This window comes from Xenorhabdus cabanillasii, from assembly GCF_003386665.1.
In the GTDB taxonomy this organism is placed as follows: domain Bacteria; phylum Pseudomonadota; class Gammaproteobacteria; order Enterobacterales; family Enterobacteriaceae; genus Xenorhabdus; species Xenorhabdus cabanillasii.
Map to the genome: position 1 here is coordinate 3,035,832 of NZ_QTUB01000001.1, position 19,130 is coordinate 3,054,961.

Below are 19,130 nucleotides of genomic sequence, written 5' to 3' on the forward strand. Positions count from 1 at the left end.
GGAGTACCCACTTCATCAGTATTCTTCCTTAATTAACATCATCATTAGCATCAGTAGTCAGCATCAATTGAGCCGGATCAATCCAGACTGGAGGCTGTAAATCCTGAGTAACAGGCTCTCCCATCATGCGCAGAATTTGTTGCCACAAGCCTGCCAACCGTCGTTGATATTCGTCACTAAAAGCTGGAGGACAGAGTGCGCCATTCAATACAGAACTTAATGTATTGAGCAGAAATGCCGCACCTTCAGCACCATCACATTCAAATGCCGTTATCCAGTCTTTGGTTGCCGGGCAAAGAATTTGCGATGTTGTTTGGTGTTGATAAGCACCATTCGGTTGACTGGCAGTCAGATAGAGACTCTGATTATTATTCAGATGATTTGGGGCATGAAGAACGGGTGTCCAAATCACCGGCCCGTAACTGGCTTCTTGCGTCAGATAACCCGCAGGCCAGACCAGCGTCATCTTGTGCATGACAAGATTGTGCATATCGGGATCTTTTGGATCGAGATAGGATTGAACGTCTAACGCTATGGTCGTCCCTGCCAAACACAATTCAAAACAATGAAATGCATTACTCCGTTGGCCCACATAGGCTATCTCTATCTGTTCCGGGCAATGGCAGGCTTGTAGCAACAGGTCGAGGGCCGAAAACAGTAACTGACGGCTGGTTGTCAGGTAGCCATTTATCGGACGTTGCTGTGATAAGCGGCTAATTTGATGTGCTGCATGTAACCAACTTCTGCCGGCATGGCATTGGCTGTAAAAGCTATTTACCCAAAATATAACCCCTTGCTTTTCAGCGGCTGATTGGTGCCGTTTGATGGTTTCTGCATCAAGGGGGTGTTCCTGAATAACAGAAATACCCCGTGCCAATAATGCTTGGGTTAATTGATCACCTTTGCCACCAATCACTTCTGCGCGTATGACGACACAGGCAATATCAATGTCGTCCGGTAATTCATCCAATGAACGAAATAACGGCACATTGAAATCACGAGCCAGTTGCTGCGAGCGAAGGCTTCCTTGTGCCAGAATACCGGCCAGCTCCAGATCTGGCCGAGGTTGCAGGAATGCATTAAGGTACAGTTCGCCAAATTTGGCACCGACAATTAGAACCCGCCGTGGCTTTATCATATGTTCTCCTTAACAGGCTCAATAGTTAGGGCTGAATTCAGGATGTTTTTCAGACAAATAACCAAAGAGCTGACATGTTTGTGTTGGAATAAGCTGTAGTGATTACCATCAAGTTGTGTCACGTTGACAGGCCCGAAAACTTGCCAGCCGAGCGCCATTGAGGTGATTGTTGTTGGATCGAGATAATCCATAAAATCAGGTAACGCCTGCGCAGCCCGGATAAGGGCGAAAGTCTGTGAAGTCCGTGGTGGGCAGTAATCAAGTAATGCACGCAGATTATGGCGCCACACGGTGTAGAGTTCAGTCAGCAGCGAGCTGTCAATCTGTGCAGATTGTGGCAGGGCCTCATGCAGAGTTTGCAGGAATGTCCCGGTATTGGCCGCTATCGTGCGATTATCCAGCGCCAGATCTGGGAATTGTCCCTGTAAATCAAGCAGGAAATGACGGTGGCAGAATGCATCATCCAAAATCAGATCAGGGCGTACGTTTGGAGCGCAACTATCGATCAGGATGCAATGAGAAACGTTTTCACCCGTAGCGCGTAATTGATGCGCCATTTCATAGGCCACCAATCCGCCAAAAGACCAACCTGCCAGTGCATAAGGCCCTTTAGGCTGGAAGATACGGATTTGATTGATATAATCAGCCGCCAACGCTGCAACGGCAGGGCTATCGGTATTCAGGTTATCTGGGGAAAATGCTAACCCAATCAGGCGCTGATCGCCGAAATTAGCTGCCAGATGACGATATCCCAGCAGATGCCCGCCAATAGGATGGACGATAAATAAAGCAGGTTTTTCAGTGCTTCCCTCGTTTAAGATTACCCCTTGGCAGGTATTTTCCGGTTGATGTTCAATAAATTCAGCCAATGAATGTACTGTATCGTAAGTTTGCAGCAGGCTGAGCGGATATTGGCGATTGAAGGTCTGGTTGATTTTCACCATTAACCGTACTGCTGCCAGAGAATCTCCTCCAAGAGTAAAGAAACTCTCATGCACGTTGATACCTTGTTGCTCTAATACTGATTCCCAAAGGCTTAATACCGCTTGTCCTGTCGAGTTAAGAGTCACCGCCGATGGTATTGAATTAACTTCTTGCGCTTCTTCAACCAGAGTAACCAACGTGTGTCTGTCGATTTTACCGTTGTCGGATACAGGTATCGTATCGAGAATAATAAATCGCTGCGGACACATCCAAATAGGTAAGGTTTGCTGTAACCAGTGAGGCAGTATTGGTAAAAGTTCGGTAGATAGCGGCGCGTTGTCAGTTAAACGTAAGCCCGCAACCAGTTGCAATGCGCCGGTTGACGTTGTATGAGCAAATACTAACGCTTGTTGTATCGCAGGATGTTCGCATAAACGGTGCTCAATTTCGCCTAACTCAATTCGGTAGCCACGGATTTTAATCTGGTGATCATTGCGCCCCAGAAATTCGATATTCCCGTCTGGTAGCCAGCGCCCCAAATCACCCGTACGGTAAAGCCGCTCACCTGTTTGAGGATGTGTGATAAAAGCATGTTTCGTTTTTTCAGCATCGGCCCAATAACCCAGTGCCAGACCTTGTCCACCAATATACAATTCACCGGTTACCCAGACAGGACAGGGTGAAAGCACTGTATTAAGCACATGGAAAGTCTGATTAGCCAGAGGCTTACCATATGGAATGCTGCGCCAGTCTGGATCGACTTGTACAATAGGATAGGTAATAGACCAGATTGATGCTTCAGTTGCACCTCCTAAACTAAGGAGGTTTAACTCAGGGTGAAGCGTATGTAATTTGGCCGGCAAATTGATTGGTATCCAGTCACCACTCATCAATACCCAACGCAGGTTGTGTAGGGAATGGGGATAGCTACGGGCATATTCCTCAAGCAGTTGCACAAATGCGGGAACGGAGTTCCAGACAGTCACCGATTCTTGTTGTAACCATGCTAATAATTTGTCCGGCTGCCTATTGTCACCCGCAGCAGGCATTACCAGTTTTGCCCCACAACTTAGCGTGCCGAACAGGTCATAAACGGAGAGATCGAAGGTTAACTCTGAAATTGCCAATACGCTATCGTGCTCATTGAGTGCAATGCGCTGGTTAATATCGAGAATAGTATTGACCGCACCTTGATGATCAATCATTACGCCTTTTGGTGTTCCGGTAGAACCGGAGGTGAAGATAACATAAGCCAGATCTTCAGGGTGTACGGATAAACTTGGTTTGCTGGTGGCTGGCAACTTGTTGAGTAGTGTTTTATCCAGAGGGATGATCTGGACATTGTCGGGCCAGTTCAACTGTTGAGCGAACTTAGTTTGAGTCAATACAGTATCAACTTCCCCTGATGCTAATAGCTGATGAATCCGTTGTTGCGGATAGCTGGCATCAATAGGCAGATAAGCACGTCCTGCTAATAAAATTGCAATAACTGCAATAACCTGTTCCCGGCCTTTTTCCATCACCACACCAACCAGAGGTGAAGTCTGATTTTCTTGTGCTTGCAGATGAGCCGCCAGTGTCAGGCTTTGTGACCACAAAGTGCGATAGTCTAACTGACAGCAGGCATCGACAACGGCGATATGTTGTGGATAACGATTTACTGCCTGTTCAATCAACGAGCAAAGAGTATGTGGCGGAAAATCACTTGTTGTCGCATTACTATTCTGGCACAAAGCGCGATCATGCGTCGGGAACCAGTCAGGAAGCGGAGTACTCCATAGGTAGTCTGGTTCAAGCAGGGTAGCGATACCGGCCTGATAGTGAGCAAACATGTTTTCTGCTACTTGAGGCTGGAACAGTTGCGGCAAGATCGCCCATTGTATGGTGACACCACCTTCTGCACCGGAAATTAGCATACAGTCAAGATAAACATGAGGTGTTTGCGCACCAAAAAGATTGAGTGTTCCTAATCCTGATGGCGCTTTACCCGCAGTACCGGTTGTATCGTTGAATACGATTGGCATACCGGCATTCAGGTTGTGGCGATGCTGATTTTTCTCCCTGAGTACCAATTGCCCGTCAAACAGTGCGTGTTGAAGATCAGCTATCCATTGTTTTTGAATCCGGTTTGCAGCATCGCTAAATCCGGAGATATTGCGTAAATCGACTTCCAACAATGAGGTGGTGGACAAATTGCCGACCAGCATATCGCAATGTTGTGGCATTAACAGGCGATTGCCATGCAGGACATTGATAGTGAAATGCTCGCTGTTGCTCCATACTGACAAAGTATGGGCAAATAGCGTAAGCATCACTTGGGACGGTGATATGCGGTGCTCTGCTGCACGTTGTTGCAAACATTGCCATTGTTGTGGGCTGATATATCCTGTCAGGCACTGTTGATCAAGTTGCTGTGACTGGTGATCTTTCAGTGGTAACATCGGGGCGTCTGGCAGTGAAGGTAAACGATCAAGCCAATATTGGCGGCTTTGTTGCCAGGTTGTTTCGGCTTTCTCATTCTCCAGTGCCTGAATATAGTCAGCAATTGTCGCTGCCGGCGGCTCTGGTTGCCAGTCAGGTTCCTGATACCAGTGGTGTAAATCACGCAAGATTAAGGTCAGACTTTTGCCATCTGCCACCAGTAGGTCAATAGTCAGGTGTAATAAATGTGTCCGGTCATCGGTATGGTACAGCGTTAAATCAAATAACGGCCAGTTATCGCTAGGAACGCCTTGAGTACGCAGAGTGTTACGGGCGTTATTCAGTTGTGTCTCGCACTCCTCTTGTGGCATGTCACGACAATCAATGACTGTCGGCGTATAGCAGGGCACTGCTGGCAGAATATGATATTGTCCCTCTTTTACATAACCGCGTAATTGCCCATGATGGTTTATCACACGGTTCCACGCGGCAGTAAAACGAGGCAGATCAAGCCCGTCAATAGTCAGCTCAGCATAGAAGTGGGCAATACCATTGCCAAACTGAAACAGTTGGCTCTCTCCCAACCAATAAGCATATTGCAGAGCAGTGAGTGGCAGAATCTGCTCTGATGCTGGTTCTGTTTGATGTGGTGTAACCAGTGTTGTTGAATTTGTCTCAATAACCCGCAGGGTACGGCAAAATTCACTCAATTTAGGGTGTTCAAACAGTTGTTGCAGATTGGCTTGTTCATAACCCTGGCGACGTAGTTGCACCACCATGCGGGTAGCAATCAAGCTATCGCCGCCACTTTGGAAAAAATCACTGTGACGTTGAATTGTTTGCGGAAGTAGTGAGTTCCAGAGATCAATGACTTGCTGTTCAATATCATAAAGCTGAGCATCTGCTGTTTCCGGTTGTCCAGCTTCCCCGCTGACCGAGTGTGCCATGTTATTTTTCGCGGCCATTGTTGGTAATGCTGCCAATGGTAACTGCTCTTGTTGTTGAATATGCAATGGGTAAGGCAAGGCAGAAAATTGTACTGCTATTTCAACAACATTCAGTCGTGCCTGCTGTTCGGATCGCGCCAGAATCAATTGCTGATACAGTTCTGGCCCATCTTGTCCCGGCCATTCCAGTGAAACACGATAACCGGATTTCTCCAGACATTTACGCCAGTCCGCAAGTTCCAGCAGTGCGCTATTACCTTGATCATCACCGCGATCATCGGCCCAGGCATTAATACCTTCAATAAATCCGACACTGGCGAGTTGCATAGCACTTTCGCGTTTGGTGGATTCAATAATCAGCAGCCACCCACCGGCTTTTAGTAACCGGGACAGACGTTTCAGGGTATTCTTTAGATGGATGGCATCATGTAAGACGTTAACCGCTATAATCAGGTCATAACCAGATTCAGGATGTTGACTAAAATCAATATGCTGATTAATGTCGAACAGGGCAAATTTTACGGTTTCGCCATAGTGATTAAGTGACTGGCGGGCATCATCCAAAAATAACGGTGAAACATCAGTAAAGTGGTAACTTTCAATGGATTGAGAATTCTGTTTAAGCACTTTTTTTGATGTGGCGCCTGTTCCTGCGCCGACTTCCAGCACAGTGAAATGTTCAGATGTCTGGCTCAATTGTCGGACAATTTCAGCGGCAGCCTGATTCAGGCAACGTAATGCAGGGTTTTCGCTGTAAAGGCTGGCTGTAGTTTGTTTATCGGCAAATAGCAGTTCCAGTGCATTGCCATATCCGGCAAGCAGGGTGTTATGTTGGTCAATGCAGGTTGCAACATAACGGCTGATGGTTTGGCACCACACCGCATCATCCAGTTTTGCTGTAGGAGCAGGGATCTGGCTGAGCGGTTGCAGACAACGGTATCCACCAGCGATTTTTTCCATAAATCCTTGCTTGCTTAATAATCCTAGCCATTGGGTAAGCAGGCGTTGATACCGTGGTGCCAGTTGTAAACATTGTTCAATCTCTTCACGGGAGTGACATTGTTGTGAAGAGGTGAACAGGTTATGGCGTAGTAAGGTCTGGCCTATACCCAATAACGCTTGTTGCTCAATATGTTGCCAAGAGAGTTCAAATACTTGTTGTTCCGTTAATGTCGGCAGTGGTAAGACTTCGGTGTTTATTACCAGTGGTTCTGGCAACGATAATGACAAATTATCTTCTGCTACCAGCCATAAATTATAACTCTGAGTATCGTCCTGACGTGGCTGGATTTCTGCTAACCGTATTTCAGGTTGAGAACGCAGATATTGTTCGGCCTGATGCAATGCAGGGTGTTGTGGCCAGAAGTCATAACGAGTATGACCGACAGGTGGCGTATGAAGATCATAATGCTCCAGACATTCAGGCTGGTGGCAAATTTGTACAACTTGTACTAACAATGCGTTATAGGCAGCAAATAGTGCTTCAATGACCCCCGTTTCCAGTACATCGTCCATGCAATACCAGTTAAACAGCAGATTACCATCCACTTCCATAACCTGATGATCCAGCCAGACTTGTGGCGTTTGGCTCAGCACAAAGACCGGATCACCCAATAATTGAGTGATGGATTGTTTTATTGCAACACCTTCTTGTGCCATTCCCAACATACTGGTGAAAACAACTGGCGTCAGAGGTTGCCGGCTTTGGGCTTCACCCGATTGCTGGCGAGCCAATTCCCGCAGTACTTCAACCCCATTGACATGACTATGACTCAGCCGTTGCCAGAACAGGGCCTGAGTTTTTTCCATGCTGGTACGCAGGGAGGTGGTTTTACGTAAATCAAAATCCATCAGCATGACGGAGGTAAAATCACCAATCAGCTCTTGAACCTCTGAATGGAAAGGCTGGCGGTTAAAAAATGTCAGGTTGAGAGTAAATAGCGGATGACGGCTGTACCATTCAAGCGTATGAGCAAACAGTGTTAGCAGACCCGCGGAAGGTGTGACCCCCCATTTTTTCCAGCTTTGTTTAAGTGTTTGCCAGTCAGATTGTGCCAACCGACCTTCATAAGTCGTGAATTGTGGCTGGTTACGCTGAGGTAATTGTGGGTTCAACGGTAATCTTGGCGCTGGAGGCAGTGAAAGCAATTGTTCCTGCCAGTATGCCCATGATGCGCGCCACTCTTTACTTTCACGTTGTGCTTGTTCTGCCATCACATAGTCGCGGAAAGTAAATGTTTGTGGAGCCAGTGGTTGTTGCTGATGATAAGCTCGTTGTAGATCGTCCATCATGATCCGGAAACTCTGTACGTCAAACTGCAACAGATCCAAGTTCATATGTAAGCGGCAGCGCGCATTCGGCAGCAGGGAAACAGAGACTTCAAACAGTGGCCACTGTTCCGCAGGCGGCACTTGATAAGAAAGAGTATGACGACGCTGAGCCAAAGCTTGTTCACAGGCTGTATCGTTCAGCGTTCGCAAATCACCCTGTGATAAAACATACCAGGGCGTTTCAGACAGAATTCTCTGTTGTCCCTCTTCATCAACAATCATGCGCAACATGCCATGACGCTGAATTAAGGCATTCCATGCCTTTTCAAAACGTAGGATATCAAAGCTGTTTAGTACCAGATCCCATTCAAACAGGACGTGACACGCCACACCACCAAAATCAATGGCCTGAGTACGGCCAACCCAGTAAGCGTGCTGAATTGGCGTCAGAGGAAATGGTTCATGGTGTTGGGTACTGTCAATAATGATCTCAGGCTGAGCTGATACAGAGGCTTGTTCAGGCAATGCGTCGCCAATAATCGTATTAAGCCCCTCCAGTGTCATATTCTGATAGGCCAATTCAGCGGTTAATCTGAAACCAAATTGCTGGTGGATCACCGTATTTAGTTCAAGGAACAGTAGGGAATCCAAACCAAATTGCAATAGATCTTGTTGTGGCTCCAGATGTTCAGGCTGTTCTAAGCGCAATAATATTGCAACATGCTGACGTAGCCAATGAAGCCGCTGTTTACTATCCTGATAGAGTGCGTTATCAGTAGAGGGTGCAGATGTCGGTGTTGTAACGGCATGGGCCGTGTCAGTCTGCAAACGCCGCAAAATGTCAGGATGACGCTCATCTAACCGCATTGCCAGATAGCAAGGAGAAGCGGTACGCAGAGATTGATTGAGATGCCAGATTCCCTCATTGACACTGAATGGTAACATGCCATCTTGCGCTAGTTTTTCCACTAATCGCCGATCGCTGGCCATGCCAATGCCACCCCAGACACCCCAAACTAACGTTTTTACCATCAATGTATCGGTTGCGGTCAGTGCTAAAGATTCCAGACAAGCATTGGTGATGGCATAAGCGCTTTGTCCCTGAGCACCTAGCATTGAAGCAGCGGAAGCATGAAGCAGCAGATATTGTGCTTTATGTTGCTGAAGTACTGTTTGTAACGTTAACGCGCTCTGTGCTTTTACGCATAACATCTGCGACAGATGTTGACGCTCAAGTTTTGCCAGAGGAGTGTGATCAGCAATACCGGCAGCATGAATCGCGCCAGCAATCCTATCTTCTTGTGCCAGTGATTGCACGGCATTTAACAAAGTTGATTTGTCAGTGACATCAACGTTAATCCAGCGTATTTCGCATTCGCCACTCAGTGACAACTCATGAACAAAAGCATCCCAGTCCTCTTGTTTGCGGCGGGCAAACACAGCAACCTTACGAGCGCCTTGGGCCAGCAACCAACGGATAGAAATTTGCCCGATCCCCCCCATACCGCCAGCAACGATGTGCCAACCCTGATGGGGAATCGACATTGGTTGCTGCGATAGCACAAGTGGCTGACGCTGTAAAACAGGGACAGTCACTTGATTTCCGCGTACTTTCAGCCAGCGATGTTGTTCATTCAGATAACTGAGTGCTAATAACAAAGCATCAGTATCATTGATATCGGCGATATCAACCGCCTGAATATGGCGATGGGGATACTCTTCAACCGCGACACGCAACAGTGCCCAGACAGCGTATTGAGCGGGATTGATATCCTCTTTTGATAAGGTGCTTTCAGGTTGAGCACAGCAAGTTATAACCGTTAAGGATGTCGTTTTATCACGTTGTAATTCGCTAATAACCTGATCACACAATTCAACGACATCATCACCCTGGAGCAGTAATAATGTATTTCCGCTTTCCGGCTGTAAATTTATGCCTGCCTGACGCCAATCTTGAGCAATTGTGTCACTCGCTGTTGATGAACGAAGAGCATACGTCGTTGAAGATCTTGGCTTATCTACAGTAGTTATGGTGCGCCAATGCAGAACATAGTGAGTATCAGGGCATGGCTGTGGTACAGGAAGCCATGATTTTGTCGTCATCGGCGTTGTCGCCAATTGGCGAGGTAGGTCGGCCCTGTCACTCATGAATGCGAATAAACGTTCGCCAACATAGATCAATGCAGGGAAATCGGTGAGTAAATTTGCCTCCAATAAGCGGCGCTTGGCATATGGCAGAGCACGGTGAGGGCGATACATTTTGCTGACTGTTAGCCCGACAACTTCTTGGTAATAGCCTTGCTGAACACAATGGTTCAATAGTTGTTCCAGCAAAGGGCGCCAGCAAGGTTGCAGTCGGCCAGCCCGAATCGTGTCAATGGCACTGAAACCTTGTTCAGTCTTGTGCCCATGGCATTGATAAACCAGTGCATCGGTATACAGCGCTCGAAGTATTGCTGCATTGGCGTTTTGCTCAATGGCAGGATTGAGCAGGGAATTAATATCAAGCCCAGTATTAGTATTGACCGAATGTTGTACAAAATTGTGTTGCACAGTGCTGGTTGTAGCGAAGCTATAATGCTGTTTATCAAATGGATAGAGCGGAGCATGACATTTTGTCCCGGTAAACGGAAAGAGACGCGGCCAGTCAAGATGTGCACCGGCACAGTAGAGTTGCATTAGTGCTGTTTGCTGAGCTGTCTCTGGAGTGCCTTGACGATGTGCACTGGCAACCCAGGTTTCATGTGGCAAACTGACGCGTCGCCCGATCCCTGTTAACTGTGAATCAGCACCAAATTCTACGAATAATGCTACACCTTGTTGACGGGCAAACTCAATCGCTTGATAGTAACGCACCGTCTGACGCATATGGTGACGCCAGTAGTCTGGTGAACCTAATTGCTCGGTAGTTGCAATATCTGCTGTCAGGGTAGAAATTAACGGAATTTCTCCCGATACAGGATGTAGCTTGTTGTTATACAGGGAAAAACGCTGAGAAAATTCTTCCAGAATTGGCTCAAGCATGGCTGAGTGTGCTGCGCAGGCAACTTTAAGGCGCTGGCAACGGATCTGCTGCTGTTCGAGACGTTGTGTCAATGTGTCAATTTCTGTTTCTGTACCCGCCCAAACCCAGTGTTGTGGACCATTGCAAACCGCCAGATCCAATGCCAGTGTATGCGTAAAGGGAAGAATATCTTCTTCGTTGGCAAAAACTGCCAACATTGCGCCCCCTTGGGCACATTTTTGCATCAATTTGCCCCGTACCGCGACCATCGGCATCACTTGCTCCGGCGTGAAAATCCCGGCAACAACAGCAGCGGCGAATTCGCCAACGGAGTGTCCCAATACGTAATCCGGCTTTAAGCCTAGTGCTTGCCAATGTGCTGCCAGCGCAATCTGATGCGCTACAATAGCTGGTTGTGCATATTCAGTGCTAGTTAATGCGGCATAATGCTCTCCGAACATCACTGTTTTTAATGGCAGAGCCAACTCAGAGGTACAGGCGGCACAACAACGATCCAACATAGCAGAAAAAACAGGAGAGCTGGCATACATTGCTTTTCCCATGCCAGACCATTGACATCCCTGACCGCTGAATTGCCACAGTTGTTTGCTTTCACCCTTGACTTGTCCACTAAAAATATCCGGTGTTGGGCTATGGTTCTCAAAGGCGGATAAGCTTGCGGCATTTTTTGCTGTATTTTGTGGTGTTAGTGTCAACGCTAAACGCCAGGGGAATGAAAGATCGCGCCCCTGTAAGGCCGTCCAGGCCAAATCGGCATGATTTTTTGAGGCAAGTAAAGTTGCGTAACGTTGTGCCAATTGACGCAGTGAAGATTCAGAAGCTGCGGAGAGCAACAAAGGTGTGCTTTGTGCCTGGGCTTGCGAATCATTGACACGGTGACGTTGTAATTCTTCTGGCAATGATTGCACTACGATATGGCAATTGGTGCCGCCAATACCGAATGAAGAAACGCCCGCAGTACGCAATTCTTGTGTCCAACGTTGTCCTTGTATTGCCAGCCTGAATGGGCTTTCTTCCAGCCGCAATGCCGGATTGGGGTGCTGTACATTGATAGTCGGAGGAATGTAACCATGCCAGACTGACAGAACCGTTTTAATCAAACTGGCAATACCCGCGGCAGTATCGAGATGGCCGATGTTGCTTTTCACTGAACCAAGGTGACAAGGCGGTACAGCCGCACTACGTTCGGAGAATATGCTGCGTAACGCATCAACTTCTATTGGATCGCCAAGTGGTGTACCTGTGCCATGTGCTTCAATCATTCCGACATCATCAATGCTGACATCGGCCAGTTGTAATGCTTCGGTAATCACACTGCGCTGACCATTAACCGAAGGGGCAGTAAAACCAACTTTCTCATTGCCGTCGTTATTAATGGCACTGCCACGCAACACCGCCATGATAAGATCGCCATCGCGTAACGCATCGCTCAGACGTTTCAGCGTAACAATCCCAACGCCATTGCCGCCGTAAGTGCCGTTTGCCTGACTATCAAAGGGACGGCAATGCCCATCAGGTGAAAAGATCATTCCCGGTTGATACAAGTAACCGCTTTCTTGTGGGAAAGAAACTGCCACACCGCCGGCCAGCGCCATATCACATTCCCCTGAACGCAGGTTTTCGCAAGCCATATGCACGGCCACCAGTGAACTTGAACAGGCTGTTTGTACTGTCAGTGCGGGACCTTTCAGATTTAATTTATAGGCGGTACGCGTTGCAAGATAATCTTTATCGTTGCTCATTAGCGCCTGTAGTCCTTTCACTTTGCCAATATCGGTCATAGTGAATTGTGACCATGAAGGCCAGGTGCTGACTCGGCTACTGGCGAAAACGCCTGTTTTCAAGCGTACATTACGTGGCGAATAGCCGGCATGTTCAAGGGCATGCCAGGCTGTTTGCAGAAACAGGCGTTGCTGAGGATCGAGCATTTCTGCTTCCTGACGCGAATAGCCAAACAGTGTGGCGTCAAATTGTTCCGCATCCTCTAATATCGCTGCCTGATTGACAAAGTTTTCACTCTCAATGACTTCAGGTGGAATACCTGCATCCAATAATGTTTGGCGGGAGAGAGTGGTAGTACACTCAATCCCTTGTTGCAGGTTATGCCAGAAAGTAGCGCTATCTGGTGCCTGTGGAAAACGGCAGGCAAGGCCAATCACTGCGATGGGATCACAATTATCGTAGTGAGGCGTTAAATCAGTCATTGTGCAGCTCCTTTATGACGTTTTTCCCGTTGCTGCAGACGCTTTTGCTGTTGATGCTGACGAAGAGCAATCGACGATTGATTTCTGTCTGGCGTATCTTTTCGGCAACGCAAGCTGAGCGCTTCTGGTGTTGGATAAGCGAATAAATCAGTGACAGCAAGATGGTGAAAACCTGCATGTTGTAATTTGCCGTGCAATTGAATTAGCTGTAGCGAATTGGCTCCGGCATCAAAAAAGTTCTGTTGAACATTGATGGAATGGCTGGTTACCGATAAAAACAGGCGTTGAATTTCACTGCATATCTGCGGATCGCATCCTTCCGAACGTGATGATGCAATAACAACGGTTGCGTTATCTTCAACCCAGTTATCTTTGACTGCATTATCTGCAACCATCATGCATTGCTGGCGTGGCATCAGTTGTTCCAACGCTGAATGCCAGCTCTCTGGCTGTGCTGCGAGGGTACGTAATAGTGCTATGTAGCTGTTAAACATGGTTTGCAACTGATGTGGTTCAAATAACTCTTCGACCGCATCCCAGTTCAGGCAAAGTTCATCGTCAGATTCGTAAACCTGATGATCCAGCCAGATTTGTGGCGTTTGCGATATACCCCAAACGGGTTTCATCCATGATGAACGTGAAAGGAATTGCCCTTCATGAGTTCCTAATGCACTGGTGAAAACAACAGGCATGGTGGCTGCATCCGGGCCACGATTTTGTGCCAGCTCACGCATCACTCTGATCGCCGAAATATGGCGGTGATCCAGATCCTGCCATAACTGTTGTTGTAACCGCCGTGCACTTGATAACCAGTTTTTCTCCGGATGCCAGGCGAGAAGTGACAGTGAGGTGAAATCACCCAGAATATGATTAATGTCCTCATGCCAGTGTGGACGATCGAACAGGGTAAGATTAAGTGTTAACTCCGCTCTGGTGCTGAATGCAGAGAGAACAGCTGCATAAGCTGCAATCAAGAGGGCAGAAGGTGTTATCTGATGTGGGGCAGCATGTTGCTTCAACTGTTTCCAGTCATGTGCAGATAACCGATCACTGTAGCGTACAAAACGAGGGGATTGCACACTTTCCGGTGCAATACGCACTGGTAATTGTGGTGCCAGTGGTAAAGTTTTCACTTGCTCTTGCCAATATTGCAACGAACTCTGATGCACTGGTATTTGTTGCTGGCGTAACACACAATCTCGGAATGTGATGTTCAGTGGTGGCAATTCTTGTTGTTCGTTGAGATATAGCTGTTCTAATTCAGCCAGCAATATCTGCATGCTCAATCCATCTAATAGCAGATTATCCAGACTGACAAATAATCGGCAGACAGGGCTGCTGTCTTGCGCAAGTTGGAAGTCGAACACTGGCCAGTGTCCGGCATCTAATACCTGATGTGACAAACGTTCGCGTAATGTATCCGCCTCAGAAATATCAGTGAATTGGTGCTGTTTAACTGAGAAGAGAGGGACATCTTTCAATATTTGCTGTTGCCCATTAATAACCACCGTTCTAAGTACCGGATGACGCTGGATCAGGCGATTTAATACTCGGTCCAGGCGTTGAACATCCAGTTGTTCTATCCGGTATTCGATAAAGAAATGTGCGCCAACACCACTCAGGGTAAAACCAGGGTGACGTCCAACCAGATAAGCCTGTTGAACTTCGGTCAGTGGGAAAGGTTGATATTTATCCTCATCTTGCTCTTTTGATATCGAATATGTCTTTAATGAAATGTCAGACAGAGGAGCCGGTAGAGGAGAAAGTGTCGTGGTGAATGCCGCTAATTGCGGGTTACGGAAAAGGTGACTCAGTTCACCTTTCAAGCCTTGTTGTGCCAGTTCACCGATCAGACGTGTAGCTAAAAGGCTATCACCACCAAGTTGGAAAAAGTCGCTGTTACGACCTGGCTGATCAGTATTCAACAAACGTTGCCAAATGGTAGCAACCGTTTGCTCCTCTGCATTCAACAGAATCATGTCATTCTGGTGCAGCCCGGTTTCGGTTTTTGTGGTGGACAGTAAGCCTTGTGCCAGAGCGTTACGGTCGATTTTACCGTTAGGTGTAAGGGGCAGATGAGGAATAACATGCAAGCGTTGTGGGATCATATATCCCGGCAAATATTGTGCCAATACTGATTTAATTTTTTCCCGATCAGGTATGGAGACGTTGTCACTTGCTTGCATCAATAACACATTAAGGTTGCCAAGGGTAATTGGAGTTTCTGTCTGTAGTGGCAGAAGAGATAACCATTGTGATGCAGAGCGTAGCTGAATACCGTGAGGTGAGAGCAACTCAGTGGTAATCAGAGAGATAGATGAAGCGTGATGCAACTCTATGGCCAATACTAACGCCCCGGGTTGTGCCAAAGGCATCAACGCCTTGATACAGTTTGTCGGATTTTCTTCACGGTGTAATACATTGTTTAGTAAGATAATATCTGCCTGATGCTGTAGTGACTCAGGAACTTGCTCAGGCCAGCGTTTTATTGATACATGAGTGTGGGTACTTAACCGAGTTTGCATCTGGTTAATAAGTGCCTGAGAACGTTCAAAGCCGATATAGGACAGATGTTGATCAGTAATTTGTTCTGCCAGCCATTGAGCACAGAGACCACTTCGGGCATCGAACTCCATCACGGTGACAGGGCGTTGTAACCGTTGGGAAAGAGCAACGATAACTTGTTTTAAACCTGCTAACCATTGTTGAGTTTCGGGCAGTATAAAGAGCTGTTGTTCCGGTGCGAACTGTGGATCATCAAGCAATGTAACTGCGGTTTGTTGTCCGGTCAGAATACTACGCAGTGTAGAATGCCAGCGCTCAGGGATATATCCTGCTTCAGCTTCGTTATGGAATGTTGAGGATAATAATCCAGTCTGATATACGTGATGTGCAGATTCAATCAATAGATTGCATTGGCAAAGATATGCCAGCATACGGGCAAACCAACCATGATATTCTGATCGGGGCTGGTAATCTTTCAGACAATCGGCGAGAGATTGGGGGGAAGTAAACGTAATACCGTAACGAGACAGATGTTCCAGCAAAAATGTTGCAACTTGAGGTTCACTGTTGCCATCAGTTGTATCTGTTTTATCGATAATGGCCTGCATTGCAGGAAACAGATCACGGTAAGTTGTCGGTAACTGTGAGGCACGATTTATGCGTTGGTATAAGGTATCGCCTTCCAGTTCAAGGAACGCCACCAGCGATTTTTCTTTTTCGCCACTGGTTAAAGCAACGCCTTTACGAATACCGGTTACTTGATTGAGGGCAGCATCAATCTCTCCTAGCTCAATGCGATATCCCCCAATTTTGACCTGACTGTCGCGGCGTCCCATAAATTCCAGCCAGCCTTCGGGATGATAACAACCCAGATCACCAGTTCGATACCAGCGTTCTTCCTGATCGATGACGAATTGGGCGGTAGTGCGTTCTTCATCATTAAAATAGCCTAGTGCGATACCGGCTCCACCAATCCAAAGTTCACCGACAACCCAGTCAGGACAATCTTGGCCATCTTCACCCACGACACGATAACGCTGGTTAGCCAGGGGATAACCATAAGGAATCGAACGCCACTGTGCATCCACTTCTTTGACGATATATTCATTTGACCAGATAGCTGCTTCCGTTGCACCTCCCATGGCACTGAGTACACCAGCAGGATTGAATGCACGGTAACGTTCAGGCAGTGATAAGCCGATCCAATCTCCGGATAGCATCACGGTTCGAAGCGTTTTCGGTGCATCAACTTCCATTCCTTCACAATAGGTCAGCAACATATCAAACAGTGCCGGTACACTGTTCCACAACGTAATATTGTGTTGCTCGATCAACATTTCCCAAGTTGATGGATCGCGGCGTTGTGCTTCATTAATGAGTACCAGTGTTCCTCCGGCACTGAGAATGCCAAAAATGTCGTAAACGGAGAGGTCGAAATGCAGTGCGGAGAGTGCCAGCAATCGATCACGACTTTGAACCTGATGACGACGGTTGATGTCCAGACAGGTATTCAGTGCACTTTGGTGACTGATAACGACACCTTTCGGTATGCCCGTTGAGCCGGAGGTATAAATGATATAAGCCGGATCGGTTACGGCACGCTTAGCCATGTGGGTTAAAGGTAATAGTTGGTCATCTTGGTGCCAGGAAATACAGCATATATTTTGTGACCAATCTGGATGTTGTTGTTTAGGATTAATGACAACGATAGTGATGCCAGCACTTTCGCAGATAGCACGACGTCGGTTTAATGGCTGATCCACCGGAACTGGAACGTAAACACCTCCAACATAAAGGATGGCTAATACAGCAACGATTTGCCCGATGTCTTTTTCCATGCTGACAGCAACTCGATCTCCCGGCATAACCGACATTTTTTGCAGTACGGTTGCTAATCGGCGGGCTGCCAGACTGAGTTCGCCATAACTGATTTTTTCATTATGATGGGTCACTAACGCAACAGCATGGGGGGTATGCTCTGCTTGATTAAACACACCTTCATGCAACAAGGCGTTTGGTAGCGGTTCAACTGTGTTGTTGATTTGACGTCGTAGATGGTATTGTGACTCAGGCATCAAGTCCGGGAGTTTCTCACTCCACTGCGCGGCGTTTTCCGTCAGGTTCTCAATAATCCCTTGATAGACAGTGAATAAAGTATCCATCAAGCCGTCAGGGAAGAGTTCATCATTACTGTCCCACTGAATGTTTAGTGTGCTTTCATGTTCAAAAGCAACAAAATCTAACCATACCTGTGGTGTCTGTGAGATGCCCCAACCTGGTTTTCCCAGAACATCGCGGGTATTCTCACCATATAAAGGCCGGCCTAAATTGCTGGTGAACACAATTGGCGCACCGTGTGGGTGGTTACCGCGTCTCTTAAGTTCACGCAGCACTTCTACACCAGACCAATGACGATGTTCGTATGCTTCAGCAAACGTTGCTTGTGCATTCTGAGCCAGTTGGCAGAACGGTAAATTATCACCGGGAATATCCAACAGTAGAATGTTGGTAAAGTCTGCCAAGATGTTATCAACCGCAGGGTGCAGCGGAGCTCTGTCAAATAGCGTCAGGTTAAATAATAAGTGCGTGGTGCTATCTTGAGTTGCCTTAGCCTGTGTTGTGCTGCTCCAGCGACACAATAAAGCAGCAAATGCGGTTGCCAATGCCATGGTTGGTGTCACCCCATTTTGCTGCGCGAGGTATTTAAAATGTTCCCAATGCTCAGGCGCTAAACAGAAATGTCTGCGCTGGATCCGGACATTTTTTATTAGGGCAGGATCTTTGGCCAGAGGAAGCTGAGGCGCAAGTGGTAAGGTATCTAACCGGCTGCGCCAGAATGCCTCGGCTTCTTGTCTGGCTTGCTTAAATTGAGCCTGATATTGCGTCAGATAACTGCAAAAATCATAGTCAGGGGATATAGATGGCAAGTTACGTTTGGCAATCAATGCTGCCAGTTCAGTAAAGAACAGGCTGAAACTGGCGGCATCCATGATCAGCAAATCGATATTCGCATGCAGACGATGCTGATTATCACCGAACAGGCTAAGTTGAATATCGAAAGTTTCTCCTTTTTCAACCTGTAATACCCGATGGCTTAATTGTTCACGTATGTTAGTCAGCGCTTGTTGCTGTTCATTGGCTGTCAGGTTACGCAGATCGTGAACGGTTAATTTTTGCCAGTAAGCATTAGCCATTCCTTGTTGGCGGCCATCTGGCAAAAACTGTACACGCAACATGGGATGCCGCTGAATCAGAGCATGAATAGCTGCCTCCAATTGTTCAGGCTCCAGCCCAATACCATCAAATTCGTGATACAAATGGCAACCAACTCCTCCTAATGTTTGTTCCGGTGAACGTCCAACAAAATAAGCGTGTTGTACTGCCGTTAATGGGAATGGACCAGCATCTGCGATCTGTGGCAGTGGCGTTGTATCTTGAGAGACAGTTTGAGAGACCGGTGCATGGCGTTGCAGAAGCTGGCTCCAGGTATGTAGTGTTGGATTCTGGTAAAGCTCACGCAGAGTAACGCGATATCCTTGACGTCTGAATTGGTTTAACAATGCCATTATTTGCATTGAATCCAGTCCGTTGCGAATTAAATCGTCGTTATCACCCACCAAATTATTTTTTTGGTTAAACAGACCAGAAATAAGCTGGCGCAGTGAATCTGGGGAGGGAAGGTCCATGTGCATGAA

3 protein-coding genes are annotated in these 19,130 nt (G+C 47.2%); all 3 read right to left on the reverse strand.

All coding sequences use genetic code 11. The features are described 5' to 3' along the window. Positions 1–28 precede the first annotated feature (28 nt). The 3 genes from BDD26_RS14210 to BDD26_RS14220 are packed head-to-tail and all read right to left on the reverse strand — an operon-like array spanning position 29 to position 19,127. Positions 29–1,138: a Gfo/Idh/MocA family oxidoreductase gene (locus BDD26_RS14210; protein ID WP_115826885.1), complete on the reverse strand. Its 1,110-nt coding sequence runs from the start codon at positions 1,136–1,138 to the stop codon at positions 29–31. Further along, positions 1,135–12,930 (reverse strand): non-ribosomal peptide synthetase/type I polyketide synthase, encoded by an 11,796-nt coding sequence (locus BDD26_RS14215; protein ID WP_115826886.1) that lies wholly within the window; start codon positions 12,928–12,930, stop codon positions 1,135–1,137. Before BDD26_RS14215 ends, BDD26_RS14210 begins: the two co-directional genes overlap by 4 nt. Further along, positions 12,927–19,127 carry a non-ribosomal peptide synthetase gene (locus BDD26_RS14220; RefSeq protein ID WP_115826887.1) on the reverse strand — a complete coding sequence of 2,067 codons (6,201 nt, stop codon included), beginning with the start codon at positions 19,125–19,127 and terminating at the stop codon, positions 12,927–12,929. Before BDD26_RS14220 ends, BDD26_RS14215 begins: the two co-directional genes overlap by 4 nt. Positions 19,128–19,130 lie beyond the last annotated feature (3 nt).